The organism is Variovorax sp. P2_H12, from assembly GCF_056403395.1.
The window spans coordinates 24,477-40,968 of record NZ_JBFUFO010000017.1; the positions used below are offsets into that span (position 1 = coordinate 24,477).

General features: G+C 66.0%; 13 protein-coding genes. 6 read left to right on the top strand and 7 right to left on the bottom strand.

The features are described from left to right. Positions 1 to 27: 27 nt before the first annotated feature. The 4 genes from AC1DYK_RS13805 to AC1DYK_RS13820 all read right to left on the bottom strand — a co-directional run bounded on the left by AC1DYK_RS13805 (position 28) and on the right by AC1DYK_RS13820 (position 5,459). A complete protein-coding gene (locus tag AC1DYK_RS13805) occupies positions 28 to 804 on the bottom strand; it encodes a DeoR/GlpR family DNA-binding transcription regulator (RefSeq protein WP_478166833.1) in 777 nt (258 codons plus the stop codon). Positions 805 to 922: 118 nt separating this feature from the next. Continuing rightward, on the bottom strand, positions 923 to 3,037 hold the full coding sequence (locus AC1DYK_RS13810) for a phosphocholine-specific phospholipase C (RefSeq protein WP_478166834.1): 2,115 nt from the start codon (positions 3,035 to 3,037) through the stop codon (positions 923 to 925). A gap of 8 nt (positions 3,038 to 3,045) precedes the next feature. Then, positions 3,046 to 3,351 carry a hypothetical protein gene (locus AC1DYK_RS13815; RefSeq protein ID WP_478166835.1) on the bottom strand — a complete coding sequence of 102 codons (306 nt, stop codon included), beginning with the start codon at positions 3,349 to 3,351 and terminating at the stop codon, positions 3,046 to 3,048. A gap of 11 nt (positions 3,352 to 3,362) precedes the next feature. Then, positions 3,363 to 5,459 (bottom strand): LamG-like jellyroll fold domain-containing protein, encoded by a 2,097-nt coding sequence (locus AC1DYK_RS13820; RefSeq protein ID WP_478166836.1) that lies wholly within the window; start codon positions 5,457 to 5,459, stop codon positions 3,363 to 3,365. A gap of 569 nt (positions 5,460 to 6,028) precedes the next feature. On the opposite strand from AC1DYK_RS13820, the gene AC1DYK_RS13825 reads away from it, so the two are divergent. Both AC1DYK_RS13825 and glnA read left to right on the top strand, forming a co-directional pair. Beyond that, positions 6,029 to 6,280, top strand: coding sequence for a hypothetical protein (locus AC1DYK_RS13825; protein ID WP_478085847.1), 252 nt, complete (start codon positions 6,029 to 6,031; stop codon positions 6,278 to 6,280). Positions 6,281 to 6,346: 66 nt separating this feature from the next. Then, entirely contained in the window at positions 6,347 to 7,840 is a 1,494-nt protein-coding gene (gene glnA, locus AC1DYK_RS13830; protein WP_478166837.1) for a type I glutamate--ammonia ligase, read from the top strand. Here the strand turns inward: glnA and AC1DYK_RS13835 are convergent. Then, a complete protein-coding gene (locus AC1DYK_RS13835) occupies positions 7,825 to 8,808 on the bottom strand; it encodes an aldose 1-epimerase family protein (RefSeq protein WP_478166838.1) in 984 nt (327 codons plus the stop codon). The genes glnA and AC1DYK_RS13835 overlap by 16 nt on opposite strands. After that, complete coding sequence (locus AC1DYK_RS13840; protein ID WP_478166839.1) at positions 8,805 to 10,601, bottom strand: glycoside hydrolase family 15 protein; 1,797 nt, start codon at positions 10,599 to 10,601, stop codon at positions 8,805 to 8,807. Before AC1DYK_RS13840 ends, AC1DYK_RS13835 begins: the two co-directional genes overlap by 4 nt. A 237-nt stretch (positions 10,602 to 10,838) precedes the next feature. Here AC1DYK_RS13840 and AC1DYK_RS13845 point away from each other — a divergent pair, with 237 nt between their 5' ends. From AC1DYK_RS13845 to AC1DYK_RS13860, 4 genes are all read left to right on the top strand, one after another. After that, on the top strand, positions 10,839 to 12,386 hold the full coding sequence (locus AC1DYK_RS13845; RefSeq protein ID WP_478166840.1) for a GMC oxidoreductase: 1,548 nt from the start codon (positions 10,839 to 10,841) through the stop codon (positions 12,384 to 12,386). Further along, positions 12,383 to 13,657, top strand: coding sequence for an MFS transporter (locus tag AC1DYK_RS13850; RefSeq protein ID WP_478166841.1), 1,275 nt, complete (start codon positions 12,383 to 12,385; stop codon positions 13,655 to 13,657). The genes AC1DYK_RS13845 and AC1DYK_RS13850 overlap by 4 nt, the downstream gene beginning before the upstream one ends. Positions 13,658 to 13,660: 3 nt before the next feature. Beyond that, the gene (locus AC1DYK_RS13855) at positions 13,661 to 14,428 is read left to right on the top strand and encodes an SDR family NAD(P)-dependent oxidoreductase (protein ID WP_478166842.1); all 768 of its coding nucleotides are present in this window, start codon (positions 13,661 to 13,663) and stop codon (positions 14,426 to 14,428) included. 102 nt (positions 14,429 to 14,530) lie between these two features. Further along, positions 14,531 to 14,845, top strand: coding sequence for an NIPSNAP family protein (locus tag AC1DYK_RS13860; protein WP_478166843.1), 315 nt, complete (start codon positions 14,531 to 14,533; stop codon positions 14,843 to 14,845). Positions 14,846 to 14,899: 54 nt separating this feature from the next. Here AC1DYK_RS13860 and AC1DYK_RS13865 read toward each other — a convergent pair whose 3' ends face one another. Continuing rightward, positions 14,900 to 16,240, bottom strand: a complete 1,341-nt coding sequence (locus tag AC1DYK_RS13865) for a serine hydrolase domain-containing protein (RefSeq protein WP_478166844.1) — start codon at positions 16,238 to 16,240, stop codon at positions 14,900 to 14,902. Positions 16,241 to 16,492 lie beyond the last annotated feature (252 nt).

Below are 16,492 nucleotides of genomic sequence, written 5' to 3' on the forward strand. Positions count from 1 at the left end.
CTGTCCCCGGCCGGGAGACCCGCTGCGTCAGGCGATGATCACGCGATGGCAGGTCTTGCGCAACAAGGGCAGGGCGGGCAGTTCGCGGGCCTTGGCGTCGGTGACGACGACGTCGATGTCGGCCGTGCGGATGTAGGTCACGCGGCTGGCCTGTCCGATCTTCGCGTGGTCGGCCAGGATGACCACCTGCTGCGCCTGTTCGGCCATGGCACGGGCGACCGCGGCTTCGTGGTGCTCGAAGCTCATGGCGCCAAGCCTGGCATGCAGGCCCACCGGCGACAGCAGGGCGACGTCGGCGCGGTAGCGGTGGATTTTCTCGATCGTGGTGTCGCCGTGCGTCGCCTGCGTCTTCACGTCGATGTGGCCGCCCAGCAAGATGGTCTGGTTGCCCGTGAGGCGCCCTTCGCTGGCGCCTGCGAGCTTGAGCGCGATGCTCAGCGAATTGGTGATGACGGTCATGCCGCTGAGCGTGCCGATCTCCTCCGCGAGCATCGAGGTGGTGCTGCCGGCGTCCAGAAAAACCGTCTGCCCCGGCTGCAGCAGCCGGATCGCAGCCTTGGCGATGGCACGCTTTTCCCGTTGGCGCGCCACCAGCCGCACCGCCAGCGGCGGCTCGGGTTCCGCGCTGGTGGCGATGGCGCCGCCGTGGACACGGCGGAGTTCGCCCAATCCTTCGAGTTCGAGCAGGTCGCGGCGCACTGTCTCGCGCGACACCGCCAGGTCCTGGACGATGCGCTCGACGCTGAGCCGCGAGAACGTGGCGAGAAGGCTGCGGATGCGCAGGAATCGTTCGTCTTGAAGCATGGGGATGCCGGCGTGTGAAAGAAGGTTGCAGCGGGACGCCGTGCCGACCCGCAAGCGGACGGGCGCGGGACGGGTGCCATTGTGCCGATCAATGCACCCGTCGGGGCGAAGCCGAGTGTCAGGACAGCACGCCCATCGCCGGGTCGCTGATGCCGTCCGCGCCGGTTTCCACGCGGCCCGCAAAGCGCCGCAGATAGGTCGTGCCGTCGTCCACATTGGCCGACACGCTGAAGTCGTACCAGTGCTTGCTGTAGGCCAGGTCCCATTGCTGCGTCAGCACCTGACCGGGCGCGAGCGCGAAATTCCACGGGCCGTCGGTGCGGTAGGCGGTGGGCGCGACCGCGACGGTGCAGCTGATGTTGCCGAGGTTGTGCATTTCCAGGTGCACGTCGCCGTTGGCGGTGTCATAGCAGACGCGGATCTCGGGCAGACCGGCACCGCCCGCAAGCGACTTCGGCAGCTTGCCGCGGAAGCGGCGGAAGTAGCCGTTGGGCCCGAACACCGACAGGTCGTAGCTGCCGTCGGAGGTCGGCGTCCAGCTGTCGTTGAGCAGCTTTCCCGGCTCCACGGTGTAGCGGCGCGGCAGGTCGCCCAGCGACAAGTGGTTGTAGACGTGGAAGACCGCGCCCGCCTTGCCGGTGTTGCCGAACACCAGCCAGTACTTCTGCCGGTCGACGTCGGGCCGTCCGCTGGTGTGCAGCTCGTAGGGCAGCGCGCGCGAGTAGCGCACGCCGGTGGCCTGCAGCGGCATCGTGCCGGTGCCGGGCGTCGGCGCGACCGGCGTAGGCAGCAGCAATTGCATCGCGATGGCGGCATCGGCCGCGGCGCTGTCGATGGTCGGCAGCGCCGGCAGCTCGGCATTGGGCGTCGCGAAGTTGAAGCACGAGGTGAGATCGCTGCTGACAGAGCGTCGCCACGCGCTGATGTTGGGTTCGGTCACGCCGAAGCGCGTTTCGAGAAAGCGGATGACCGAGGTGTGCTCGGCGACCTGCGAGTTGACCCAGCCGCCCTTGCTCCACGGGCTCACCACATACATCGGCACGCGCCAGCCCATGCCGTAGGGCGAGCCGATGTACGGCGCCTTCAGCTCGTTGCGTTCGCCGAGCGTGGAGACGGTGCTCTTGCCCGCGTCGGTGCCGTCGGGGTTGCGCGAGGGAATGGCGGGCGGCGGCATGTGGTCGAAGTAGCCGTCGTTCTCGTCGAACATGATGAAGAGCACCGTCTTGCTCCACACCGCCGGGTCGGACGTGAGCGCGTCCAGCACGCGTTCGGTGTACTCGGCGCCCCACAGCGGCGACGACGGGCCGGGGTGCTCCGAGTACTTGGCGGGCGCCACGATCCAGCTCACCTGCGGCAGCAGGCCGTTCTTCACGTCGTCGGCCAGGTCGGCCAGCGAACGCGTCGACAGGCCGCGTGCCTTGAGCGAGCGCTGCGCTTCGGTCGGGGCCGCTGCATAGTAGGCACGGCGGAAGGTGTCGAAGCCTTCGAGCGGGTTGTCCGTGAAGTTGTCCGCCATGTCCTGGTAGATCTGCCAGCTGACGCCGGCCGCTTCCAGCCGCTCGGGGTAGGTCGTCCAGCTGTAGCCGGGGGTGTTGGCCAGGTCGTCGTTGGTGTTGTCGATGGCCGGGCCGCCGCCCTGGCCCAGCGGATCGTTGCTGCCGGTCCAGAGGAACAGCCGGTTCGAGTTGGTGCCGGTGAGCTCGCTGCAGTGGTAGGCGTCGCACACCGTGAAGGCGTCGGCCAGAGCGAACTGGTAGGGCATGTCGCTCTGCTGGTAGTAGCCGAGTGCGCGCGCCGACTTCGCCGCCACCCACTGGTTCATGCGCCCGCCGTTCCAGGCTTGCTGGCCGTCGGCCCATCCGTGCGCCATGCCGGTGGTGCGTTGCGCGCTGGTGCTGGTCGTGTCGTAGTGAAAGGGCAGGCAAGTCCCGCTGCCGGATGCCGGCGGCTGGTTCCAGACCGGCTTGCCGTTGGCCAGCGGCACCGGAAAGCGGTCGCCGAAACCGCGCACGCCGCGCAGCGTGCCGAAGTAGTGGTCGAAGGAGCGGTTCTCCTGCATGAAGATCACGACGTGCTTGACGTCGCTGATGGTGCCGGTGTCCTGTGCGGCCGGAATGGCCAGGGCACGGCGGATGCCTGGCGGCAGCAGGCCGAGTGCGGCAGCGGCACCGGCGGTGGTGGCGGCACCGCGCAGGAAGCCGCGTCGGGAACTGGAGGTGTGCTTGTCTGTCATGTGCGATCTCAGGGGGCACAACGCACCGACTCGGGACGGCGAGCGGGTGGTTTGTTGTCGGGCGTGGCACCGGGCGGCGTCACGGCTTCGGCCGGAGGCCCGGCGGTGGCCGGGTCGTTCGGGGTGACCACCACGCCGGGTGGCGCGGCCGTGCTCGACGGGTTGCCGGTCGGGGTGAGGGGCGCATTGATGCCGCTTCCTCCGCCGCCACCGCCGCACGCGCCCAGCGCGGTGGCGGCGACCAGCGTCGCGAATGCAAAGAGGAGGCGTCGGCCCGCGGTCGGGCGCGCGGTGGGCGTGGGGTCGCTGTGCATGCGCATCTCCATCAGGGAACCAGCGTGGTCAGCGAGGTGCCGGAGCGGCCGATCGATTCGACCTCCGGAGCGGTCAGCACGCGGTTCCAGGTGCCGAATTCGCCGAAATCGAAACGGCCGCCGATGGTGTTGCTCGCATTGCCGTTGCGATAGCCGGGGCCATAGCCGCCGTCGCCGTCCTCGTTCAGCGTGAAACCGTTGTTCAGGCCGTTCAGGGCCGCGACGTAGGCGCTGGTCAGGGGTACCGATGCGCTCTGCATGCCGTAGACCGGGTCGTACACATAGAACCTTGCCGCCAGGCCCGGCACATCGACCACCATGGCGGCGTACACCCAGGTGTTGGCGCTGAAGTTCAGGTCCTTGTCGCCGGCCCGGGCGCCGCCGCGGCCGATGTTGAAGCGCAGCGTGCTGCCGTACTGGCCGATCGCCAGGCCCGCGTTGTTGCCGCTGCCCCAGTCCTTGTTCGAAACCACAGGCATGCCCGAGCGGGTGGCGTCCGAGCGGAACCAGAAGCCGAAGCTGAAGGGTGCGCTGGTGCTGCTCACGTTGGCCGTGGGAATGCGATAGCCGCCATCGCAGGCGGTGCAGACGGTCGGGCCGGCATAGTTGGTCGATTGCAGCGCGCTGTCGGTGCCGCCGAACGGGCCGTCGCCCGCGGCGGTGTAGATCGGCGTGGCGCCGCTCACCCAGGGTGTGAAGGCCAGCGCGCCGTTGATGCGGTCGGCCAGCGTCGTCTTCAGTGCGAACAGGTGCGTGAGGCCGGTGGCCACGCCGGGCATCAGCGAGATCGGCTTCACGTAGTCGAGCGTGGCACGCAACGAAACCGGCGTCTGGTCGGCGACCACGGTGTAGTTGTAGGTGAAGAAGCCGCTGGCTGCAGGCGCCATCGTGGTGTCCTCGAACTCCAGGGCGTTGCCGGGCAGCGTGGCGACGGCGATGCCGTCGCGCATGACGGCGATGGCCGCCGGCGTGGCCGGCAGGGTCCATGTCAGGCGAATGCCGCTCCGCTTCTTGTTCATGTCAGCGGCCAGCTGGCGCACACCGGCGGCGCCGGTCAGCGGGCTGCCGTCCATGGCGTACTTGTCGGCCCCGGGGCGTGCCGAGAGATGCGTCAGCACCGTGGGCGTGATGTCCGTCGCGGCGGCGTAGACGTACCAGGGCTCGATGGCCACCGGCAGCGTGGCGGGTGCGGCCGCCGCCAGGTTGGCGGGCTTGTCGATGGCGATGACCGTCGCCAGGTTCGACGCGATCGGAATGCCGTCGGCCACGCCGGTGGCACCCAGGCCGTGCGTGGTGGTGACGATCACCATCCAGTCCTCGCCGGGCTGGGCCGCGCGACGCTTGGCGAGCGAAGCCTTGAGCGTCGCGATCTGCCGGTCGACTTGCGCCAGCGCGTTTTGGTAGTCGGTGCCGTAGCCGGCCACGTCCGCCACCTGTGCCGGGCCCTGGTAGTCGGCCACGATCAGGTCGTAGCCGCCGCCCTCGATGGCCGCGGCCGCCTCGGACGAGACGCAGCTGTCGTTGCCTTCGCAATCCTTCACCAGGTCCAGGTAGCCGGCGGCCCTGTCGGCGCGCAGCAGTTGCGGCAGGCCGCTCCAGCTGGCAATGGCCGCGGTACGCGCCGAGGCGTGGCTTTGCTTCAGCAGCTTGAAGACGGTGTCGGCCTTGAAGCTCTGGCCCTCGTAGTTGGAGCGGATCTCATGGCGGTCGGCCCAGGCGCCTGTCAGGAGCGTGGCCCACGCCGGGCCGTCGGTCGCCTGCTGTTGCGTGGTCTTGCCCTTGATGCCCCCGGTATAGGCAGGGAGCACCACGCCAAGCCCCTGGAGGGACGGCATGCGAGCGGCGACTAGCGCGTGCTGCAGGGCCTCGTACTGCACGCCGTCGATGCCGATCACCAGCGCCTTGCCTTGCGGCGCTGTGCCGGGCGCAGGCGCTGGCGCTGGCGTTGGCACCGGCGCGGGAGGCGCTGCGGAAGCGGGTGAGGGCGCTGGTGTGGGCGGGAATGGGAATGCAGGCGTCGAGCCTCCACCGCCGCCACAGGCGACCAGCAGAAGCAACGGGCTCATGCTCAGGGCGGCACGCGCGAGGCGGCCTCTCAGTGTGTTCATCAGGGATCTCCGGCAAGGTAGGACACCGGAGGTCGCGGGGGACCTGTCCGGCCTCGAATGAGAACGTGGTTGCGTCAGGCACTTCGCGGAATTGCAGCTACCGGGACCTGTGCGCTTCCAAGCTATGTGCAATAAATGCCTCAAACGCAACCAATGCCTCGGATGTTGCGGGAATCAAATGACAGAGCTTTGACAGCGCCGGCTCATGGCCGAACACGAACGGCTGAATCGGACGCGCTATGAGGCCCACTTCCTCACGGAACCATCCCTCTGTTGCCGGCGAGCAACTCTGGGCTGAATGCGTGCCTGAGGCGCAGGGGGCCGTCGGACTTGTCAGTCAAGTGGAGAGGCGCCGTGCATCAGTGGCGTGTCGCTGGGGGTCCGGACCGAAGCGCCGCGGACGGTGCAGCCGCTCGCGCCAGCCGCGTCCGCACGGCGAGCCACGAATGTCGGAACTTCACCGTCAGCGGTTCGTCAAATTCCTTCTGACGTGCGCCTTCTGGTCGCGCGCGAGCGCATCGGGATGCATGAAGGCGCCTGGTTCTGTCGGATACAAGGAGAGCGCGCGCATGGAAAAAATGCTTCACCTGCTCGAGACTTTTACCGCCCGCGGAAGTGATGGACTGACCTACCGCGTCCAGGCCTATGAACACCTCGCCCGTCTCGACGCGGTTCCCGACACGCAAGGACAGTGGGAGCCGACGGGGCTCACCGAATACAAGCTGGCCGATGGTCGGCATGTCGGCGTCGACAAGGATGGCGTGATGACGTTGGCCGGCACGGGGATGAGGCTGAATCGCGACCCTTCCCCGCAGGACTGAGAGTGATGCCCGCGTGAGCGGGAGTCGTGGTGGATTTCTGGGTGACCCCAACCCGAGGAGAGGACCATGCCCACCGAGAAAAAGCGCCTGATCGCCCAGTTCGAGCCCGGCGTCTACCGGGTGAATCCGCCGAAGAATGCGAAGGAGGTGATTGCCCTCGTGCAGGAGCACGGAGTCCAGATCGTCGACCTGAAGTTCACCGATCTGCCCGGACTGTGGCAGCACTTCTCGATCGGGCTGCCGGAACTCAACGACGAACTGTTCAACGATGGCATCGGGTTCGACGGCTCCTCGATCCGCGGTTTCCAGGAGATCCACGAGTCGGACATGCTGCTGCAGCCGGACCCGACCACCGCATTCATCGATCCGATGTGCGAGACCCCGACGCTTTCGATGATCTGCAACGTGATCGACCCGGTCCGGAAGGGGCCCTACACGCGCGATCCGCGTTTCGTGGCCCGCAAGGCCGAGCGTCACTTGAAGGACACCGGGGTCGCGCAGACCTGCTACTTCGGCCCGGAGCTCGAGTTCTTCATCTTCGACTCGATCCGGTTCGAGCAGAACACGCATTGCGGCTACTACTACGTCGATTCGGTCGAGGGCGCATGGAACTCGGGCCGGGACGAAGGCGCGTTCGGGGGCGGGAATCTCGGCTACAAGCCGCGCTACAAGGAAGGCTATTTCCCGGTGCCCCCGCACGACACGCTGCAGGACATCCGCTCGGAGATCGTGCTCGGGCTGATGAACGCGGGTGTGCAGGTCGAGATCCACCACCACGAGGTGTCGACCGCGGGCCAGAACGAGATCGACATGAAGTTCGCGCCGCTCGTACGAATGGCCGACAACGTGATGGTCTACAAGTACTTCGTCAAGAACATCGCGCGCCGGCACGGCAAGGTGGCCACGTTCATGCCGAAGCCGCTCTTCGCCGACAACGCGAGCGGCATGCACTGTCACCAGAGCCTGTGGAACGAGAAGCGCAATCTCTTCTACGACGCCAAGGGTTGGGCACTGACCTCCGAGCTGTGCCGCTGGTACATCGGCGGACTGCTCCAGCATGCCCACGCGCTGATGGCGATTTGTGCGCCGACCACCAACTCCTACCGTCGGCTCGTCCCGGGCTACGAGGCGCCGGTGAACCTGGTGATGTCGCAGCGAAATCGCTCGGCCGCGGCGCGCATTCCGATGTATTCGGAATCGCCGAACGCGAGGCGCGTCGAGTTCCGTTGTCCGGACCCGACCGCAAATGCCTACCTCGCGTTCGCCGCAATGCTCATGGCGGGCCTCGACGGGGTCGCCAACAAGACCGACCCGGGCCCGCCGCTCGACAAGAACATCTACGAGCTGCCCCCTGAAGAGGCCAAGGGCATCGCGAAGGTGCCCGGATCGCTCGAGGAGTCGCTGCGCGCGCTGGAGAAGGATCACGACTTCCTGATGCGCGGAGACGTGTTCACCCAGGACGTGATCGAAACCTGGCTCGAATACAAGTGGAAGCACGAGGTCGATCCCGTGAGGCTGCGCCCGCACCCGTGGGAGTTCTATCTCTACTTCGATGCCTGAGACTCGGCGCGATCCCGATCGCCCTTGCCGCGGAAGGCCCAGTCCGGCACCAACCCCCAGCGGCCCTCGACGAGTTGCCCTGGCTCCATTTTCAAGAGATCGATCCCTGAACGAAGAGCATTCGGTGGGCACGTCATTGGCTCGATCGCAATAGCGCGTCGTCGACGCGAGACGGCCTCGAGCTTGTCGCCCGTGTAAACCATGAGGTATCGGAACAACGAGTCGGCCCAAAGGCTTGCACTACGGCCGTCGTCGGGCCCTGCCACGGATGCGCGCGCGAGGCCGTCGGCCCCTCGCACGAGGGCCGTATAGCCAGTATCGAGCCGCATCGAACCGATCGACTTCGGTTCGGTGAAATCCCGGTCCGACCCGGCGACCGCTTCGTCTCCGATCGGCAGCCCGCGGTCGTCCATCACCAGGCATCGGGTCGCCGGGATCTGCAGGACCGCGTCATCGATGGCGGTACCCACTGTCAGGTAGGGATGGAAACCGATTCCGAAGGGCGCGGGGACGCTCGAGGCGTTGCGCGCCCGGAAGGAAACCGTCAGGCCTGTTTCATCGAGTCGATACCCAACCTGCAGGTCGAGCCGCCACGGGTACCCCGGCTGCGGATGAAGGGCGCAGGTCAGCTCGACTTCATCGGATGACCTCGATACGGTTTTCCATGGGAGCCATCGCACCAGCCCGTGAATCGCGTTCTGCAACTCGGGCTCGTCGAGCGCCGCTCGGCCGCCCCGACCCTCGAACCGGTACTGCCCGCGGTCGAGGCGGTTCGGCCAGGGAGCGAGCACCTGTCCGCGGCCGCTGGGCGACCACTCTTGCATCCCGAATCCATCGATGATGTCCGCGTCCTCCACCGAGTAGTGGCGCAGAGTCGCGCCAACTTCGGTCACGATGGCCCGCTGCGAGCCGTGACGGATTTCGTACTGCGCGCCCGAGTGCGGCGAGACCGCGTAGACCGAGCTCATCGGTCCGGGGCGGTTGAGCCGCGAGCACCGGTAGCCTCCGAGAGGGTCATGGCGCTGGCGATGAGCGTCAGGTGAGTGAACGCCTGAGGGAAGTTGCCGATCAGTCGCAGGTGCTGCTGGTCGTACTCCTCGGAGAAGAGTCCGAGATCGTTTCGAAGAGAGAGCAAGCGGTCGAAAAGCGCCTGGGCCTCTTCGAGTCTCCCGAGCATGGCCAGGTCGTTGACCAGCCAGAAGCTGCACGCGAGGAACGCGCCTTCCCCCGGCGGCAATCCGTCGGCCGCGTCCTTGTCCGGGATGTATCGCATCACGAACCCGTCGTGCACGAGCTCCCGTTGGATGGCTTCCACGGTGCCCACCACACGCGGGTCGGTCGCCGGCAGGAACCCAACCTGCGGGATCAGCAGCAGGGCCGCATCGAGCTGCGTGGACCCGTAGTACTGGGTGAACGTGTTTCGCTCGGCGTCGTAGCCCATCCGGCACACCTCCTCGTGGATGTCGTCCCGCATCCGAAGCAACGCCTCCGGCGCGCCCTCATGACCCGACGTTTCCAACATCTTCACGACGCGGTCGGCGGCGACCCAGGCCATCACCTTCGAGTGGACGAATTGACGCCGAGGGCCCCGAACCTCCCAAATGCCATCGTCAGGTTCGCGCCAATGGCGCTCGAGCCACTGGACGAAACTTTGCGTGGGATCCAGCGCTGCGGCGACGGGCGTCATGCCGAGCCGCCGTGCCCGATAGATCGCGTCGGCCAACTCGCCATACACGTCAAGCTGCAGTTGCCCCGAGGCAGCGTTTCCAACCCGCACAGGGGCGGACCCCTCGTAGCCCGCCAGCCAGCCGAGTTCGTACTCGTCGAGGCGGCGCTCTCCGCCGATCCCGTACATGATCTGCAGATCGTCAGGGTCGCCTGCGACGGCGCGGATCACCCAGTCGCGCCATTGGGTCGCCTCCTCCACGTAGCCAGCCGCCATGAGCGCGTCGAGCGCGAGCGCCGCGTCCCGGATCCAGCAGAACCGGTAGTCCCAGTTCCGCACGCCGCCGAGGAACTCGGGAAGCGACGTGGTGGGGGCGGCCACGAGCCCGCCGGTGGGCGCGTGTGTGAGCGCCTTGAGCGTGATGAGGGAGCGTTCGACCTCGTCCTTCCACGCACCCTTGTAGGTCGAACGACCCGACCAGGCGCGCCACCAAGCCTCGGTTTCGGCCACGGCAACGACCGCTTCGATCGGCGGCGGCGTGTCTTCCCAGGAGAGGTGCCACGTGAGAACGAAGCAAGCGCGCTCGCCCGCGCGCACCGAGAAGTCGGCTTCGAGCCGACGCTCCCGCGGCGTGATCGGCACGTCGGCCCGCAACTCCACCGCCTCGGGCCCCGCGCCGGCGCTCACCGCCTGATCCCTGGCGATGATCCACGGGGCGGTCTTGCCGTAGTCGAACCGCGGGTTGAGCCGACTGGACATCGGTACGGTGCCGCGCACGCCCTCCACGATGCGGACGATCCGTGGATGCGATACCCGCAGGGCCATGCAGTCGATGATCCGAACCATGCCTTCGGCCGTCTCGAACTCGGTTTCGAGAACGAGCGTCGAGGGCCGGTACCGTCGCGTCGTGGCGACGATGTCTCCGGCCGGAGCGATGCGCCATCGACCGTTCTCCTGCGTGCCCAGCAGATTCGCGAAACACGCGGAAGAGTCGAAGCGCGGCAGACACAGCCAGTCGATGGAGCCATCGATGCCGACCAGTGCCGCAGTGTGCATGTCGCCGATCAGTCCGTAGTCCTCGATGCGAAGAGCCATTCGACCTCCCGTAGGGCAGCCGGCGCCGAGGCGGATTCGGCGATGGCACCGGTTTGTCAGTCTAGTCGGTCGAGCCGTCCGTTGGAAGCCAACTTCCATCCTGATTTTGGCGCGGCGGTTTGCCCGCTCGCGTGCGGCACCGACATCGTCCAGTTACCAACGTAACGATTTCCGACCCTGTCGGAGACGGAAGAGGCGCCCACTCCTGAAGTTAGGTTCCACCGGCAGGGAAACCTCATGCAAAGCGATGATCACTACGATTTCATCATCATCGGCAGCGGCGCCGGTGGCGGCACGATCGCCCTCAAGCTGGCGCCTTCCGGCAAGCGCATTCTCATTCTCGAACGCGGCGACTACCTGCCGCGCGAGAAGCAGAATTGGGATCCGACCGAAGTCTTCGTGAAGAACCGCTACGTGTCGCAGGACGCGTGGTACGACTCGGAGGGCAAGCCGTTCCAGCCGGGCGTGCATTACTTCGTGGGCGGCGCGACCAAGATGTTCGGCGCTGCGATGTTTCGGTTGCGCGAACGGGATTTCACTGCCCATCGCACTGCCGACGGCTCGACGCCCGACTGGCCGATCCGGTACGAGGAGTTTGAGCCCTACTACACGCAGGCAGAAAAGCTCTACCACGTCCATGGCCAGCGCGGCGACGACCCCACCGATCCACCGGCCAGCGCGCCTTATGCGTTTCCACCTGTAAGCCATGAGCCGCGCGTCCAGGAGATTGCCGATGGCTTGAAGCGCGCGGGTTATCGACCGGCGTACGCGCCGACGGGCATCATGCTCGACGAGGCGGACCGTCCCCACAGCCGGTGCATACGCTGCAATTCCTGCGACGGCTATCCCTGCCTCGTCCACGCGAAGGCGGACGCTGAAGTCATCGCCGTCCGGCCCGCGTTGCAGTACCCCAACGTGACGCTGGCAAGAAACGCCCACGTCCAGCGGCTCGAAACCGACGCCGGCGGACGCGCGGTGACCCGCGTGATCGTGCAACGCGACGGCCGGCGGGAGGCGTACACCGGCAGCATCGTCGTCGTCGCCTGCGGCGCCGCCAATTCCGCACGGCTGCTTCTCATGTCGGCGGACGAAAAACATCCGCGCGGCCTGGCCAACGGATCGGACATGGTCGGTCGCCATTACATGTTTCACAACGCCGTCGCGCTGGTCGCCCTTTCCCGGCGCGAGAACCCGACCGAGTTCCAGAAGACGCTCACGATCAACGATTTCTATTTCGGCGCGCCGGACTATGAGTTTCCGCTCGGCAACATCCAGATGCTCGGCAAATCCCAGGGGCCGATGTTCAAGGAGGATGCGCCGGAGTTCGCGCCCGGCTTCACGCTGGATCAGATGGCCCGGCACGCGGTGGATTTCTGGCTCACCAGCGAAGACTTGCCGCTTCCGCAGAATCGCGTGACGGTGAATTCCGGAGGCGAAATCCAGCTTCACTACGAGTTCACGAACGTGGAGCCGCTCAATCGCCTGCGAAGGAAATTGCAGGCGATGCTCGAGCACATGGACATGCATCCGCACCTCATCCCGAACACGCTCTACATGGGAAAGCACATTCCCATCGCCGGCGTGGCTCACCAGGCCGGCACCTGCCGCTTCGGCATCGACCCGAGGTCCTCCGTACTCGACGTCAACTGCAAGGCGCATGAGCTCGACAACCTGTACGTTGTGGACACGAGCTTTTTCCCGAGCATCGGGGCGGTGAATCCGTCGCTGACCGCCATTGCGAACGCCTTGCGCGTCGGCGAGCATCTGCTGCAACGCGTTCGATGACAAATCAACCGATCGTTCGGCGCAAAGAGATCGCAGCCGTGTACGGCGCAGGCTTGATACAGGGCGTGGCGCTGGTCACGTTTCCGGCCGCGAGCGCCGTCTTCACGAGCGCGAGCGATTTCGGTCTGTCGAGGACGGAGTACGGCGGCATGTTCGTGCCCCAGGCGGCCACAGCCATCGGCTCGGCCCTGCTGGGCGCCGGTTTGGCACGACGCCTCGGCGCCAAGCGCATCTACCTGATTGGACTCGTCGCGAATCTGGCGTCGATGGCGTTGCTCGTTCTGAGCCGGTTCGTGATGAGCGAACACGCAGTCGCTTACGTGGTCCTGCTCGTCGCCACCGGCTGCCTCGGCGTCGGTTTCGGGTTCACTGTGCCGACGCTCAACACGTTCGCCGCCGCGTTCTTTTCCCAGAAAGTGGACAAGGCGGTGCTGGCGCTGAACGCCCTGCTTGGTTCGGGAACCGCGCTGGCGCCGATCCTGGTCGCGGTGTTCGTCGGCTTGGGTATCTGGTGGGGACTGCCGGTGCTGGTTGGCGCGTTGATCCTGGGATTGCTCATGTTCAGTGCGCGATTGCCGCTCAGTCCGAGTGTTGGGGCCGACAGCACCGGGGTCATGAGCGGGTGGACGAAATTTCCTTCCCGGTTCTGGGTCTTCGCCGGATTCGCGCTCTTGTACGGTGTCTGCGAAACGACGAACGGCAACTGGGCCTCGCTCTACATGACGAGGGAGCTCGGCGCAAGCGCCACGCAGGCCTCGCTCGCTCTCACCGTGTTCTGGGGGATGGTGACCGCGGGGCGCATCCTCTTCGCCGTCATCGAGAAATGGTTTCCCGAGCGTGCCGTCTTCCAGGTCTTGCCGCTGCTCGTGGCCGCTGGCTTTGTCGTCATTGCCTTCCTGCGGCCGACCCGGCCGCTCTTCGGCATCCCGGCCTTTGCCCTGGCAGGATTCGGTTGTTCGGCGTTGCTGCCGCTGGTGATCAGCTTCGGTCAGGCGGAACTCAAGACCATCGGCGCATCGGTGGCGGGCGGCTTGATTGCGTCCTACCAGATCGGCTACGGGATTGCGGCCTTCGGCGTCGGCCCTCTCGAGTCCCGGTTGGGCTTGAGCCTGGGCGCGATCTATGGCGCGACCACCGGCGCCGCGCTGGCACTCGCCGTGCTCGCCGTGCTCATCACCCGCCGCCCGCCCATCTCCACTCGTCACGGAAGTGCTGCGCGCGCGGATTCAAAGCTCGACCCGGACCTCAACCATCACCCATCAAGGAGATGAACCATGAACCTGAAAGGCAAAGTCGCCGTCGTCACCGGCGGCAACAGCGGCATCGGTCTCGCCATCGTCCTGGAACTCGCCAAGCAAGGGGCCAACATCGTCATCGACTATGTCGTGCATCCCGAAGCGACCGAGGCCGCAGAGAAGCAAGTCCTCGCCTTGGGAGACCAGTCGATCGGGGTAGAAGCTGACGTGAGCAAGGTCGCCGACTTGCAAAGGCTGGTCGCCACTGCCGTCAAGAGGTTCCGCCGCGTCGACATCATGGTCAACAACGCCGGGATCGAGACACGCACCTCCGTGCTCGACACGGACGAGGCGGGTTACGACAAGGTGCTCGCCATCAATCTCAAGAGCGCGTTTTTCGGCACCCAGTTCGCCGCGCAGCAGATGATCAAACAGGGAGGAGGTGGGCGCATCATCAACGTCAGCTCCGTGCATGAGGACTGGCCGATGCCGGGCAACGCAGCCTACTGCCTGTCGAAGGGCGGGATACGCATGCTCACGCGCACGGCGGGCGTCGAGTTGGCGCCACACAACATCCTCGTTGTCGGCGTCGGTCCTGGTGCCGTGGCCACGCCGATCAATCGGTCGACCATGAACGATCCGGTGTTGCTGAAGAAACTCAACTCGGCCATTCCGCTGGGCCGCATGGCGCGTCCGGAGGAAATTGCGAGCGTGGTGGCGTTCCTCGCGAGCGATGGCGCGAGCTACCTGACGGCTACCACGATCTTCGCGGACGGCGGCATCATGCAAAGCAGTCCTGGACTGTGAGGGGATCGACGTGGCCGACACTTTGGCCCTGCAAATGTCGATTGCCCCGCAAGCGTCCAAGTGCTTCAATATCGGTCTCTTGCTGTGACGAAGGAGACTTCCATGGCCTACGAAGCACGATATGTCCTGCGACCCAACCCCGGCGCCGATCTCGGGGCCGTTATCGAAGCCGTGAAGGTGGGCGCGGCACTCTGGAAGAAGCATGGCGCCCCCAATCCGCAGTTCTGGAGCGTGGCCGCGGGCGAACTGGGCAACTATGTTCTGACTGTGCAGTTCGAGAACGCGACGGCGTACGCCAAGGTCACGGACCCGTTGTCAGCCGATCCCGAATTCCGCCGCTGGCAAGCGAACAACGTCCAGTCCGGGGCGTTCACGTGGGTGCGAAGCAACCTCATGCGCGAGCTTCCTCTGCCGTAAGGACATCCGTACTCGGGCAGCGCGTTGGGGGGCGGGGTGACTAAGGGCTTTCTTTCAGCTTCGCGCAATGGGTAGCAGGTCGTCAGGCAATAGCGCCGTGGCAATCCTGACGAACAGGTTCTCCGCTTCGTTGCCGTTCTTGTAGTCACCCGCGTCGTTGAAAGCCTCGGGTGTGTAAGTCACGGCCACAGCAATGGCCAGCCGGCTGCCTTCGTGATAGCCCGCGACCGCCGAGTACCCGCCGAACATCGGGGGCTGGAGCACCCAGTTGCCACTCGTGACCACGCCGAGCCCGAAGGCGTAGCCCTCCCATTGGCGAAGGCAGGTCACACACCCGGGAACCGGGGTGCTCTTGCCACGCAGCGCGGTGGACACTTGGGCCGCGTGAGATTCGGGGGAGAGGATTGTGCCCCTGCCAAAGGCAATTGCACTGGTGTGCAGGTCGTACAGGTCGGTCACCTGCACCGCACCGTGCGTGATGGTCCACGACGGGTCCCAGAAGGTGGACTCCTCATAGAAGGGCGTACCGGCCGCAACGCCGAGAAATTCTCTGCGCTCTGATGAGAACGCACGCAGCACCGGTTCGGGGATGGAGGCGCTTTCCGGGTCGGAGGTCTGCGTCATGCCGAGGGGGCCGAGCACCTTGTCCTGCATCAGGTCTTTGACCGAACGGCCTGTGAGCTTCTCCAGGGCGAGGCCGAGGATGATGTAGTTCGTGTGGGCATAGGCCCAGTTGGTGCCCGGTTCGAAGAAAAGCGGCTTGTGGATCGCGAAGGCAAGAAGTTCGTCAGGTGTCCAGCGCCGGAACGGGTCCGCAAGGAATGCATTGACGAAATCCGGGTCCCGCACGTAGTCCGCATAGCCGGCGGTCATCTGAGCCAGGTGCCTGAGGGTCACGCGGTCTCCATGCGGGAGCTTCGGCAGCCAGGTGGCAACCTTGTCATCGAGAGCCACCTTCCCCTCGTCCACCAGTCGCAGCAGCAGCATGGCGACCAGTGCGATGGCCACCGCACCATTGCGGAAATGCATGTCCGTGGTGGCCGGCACCCCGGCGGCGGACTCGCCGAAGGCCTCGGTGATGATTTCCTTGCCATCCACCGTGACGCGCACCAGGACCGCGCGCGCAAAGCGGGTCTTGAGGGTGGCGCGTGCGATGGCACGCACCGTCTCGGCCTTCACTGGGTCGGTGGAAGCCATCGGCATGCGGCTCGTCAGGGGGGCGCCGGCACCGCCGATCACCGTACTACCGGTGCCGCCGCCGCCGCAAGCGGGCAGCATCCAACCCAATCCGGCACCGGCGCCGACACCCAGAAGGCGGCGGCGGGTGAGGGCGGACGACATGGAATCCCACAGGCCGTTCGTGCGGAAGTCGGGTCGCTGGTCAATTTCGTTCATGGTGTGGTGTCGGGATTCGCGAGCGCTGCCGGAACGGGATCTTGCGGGCTTGATTGAATCAATAATACGTATTATATTGCCACGATATGTCAGCGTTGCAACAATGTCAGACGCCGATCCGACGCCAGAGCAGTGGGACGCATCCCGCTGGCGGCCGGCACGCGTGCCGTCCTGTCCGATTCAGCCGCCGCTCGTGATCGGCCCCAAAGCCGCCGCTGCCCGCAGCAGATCGAATCTGCACGTCGATTCGAG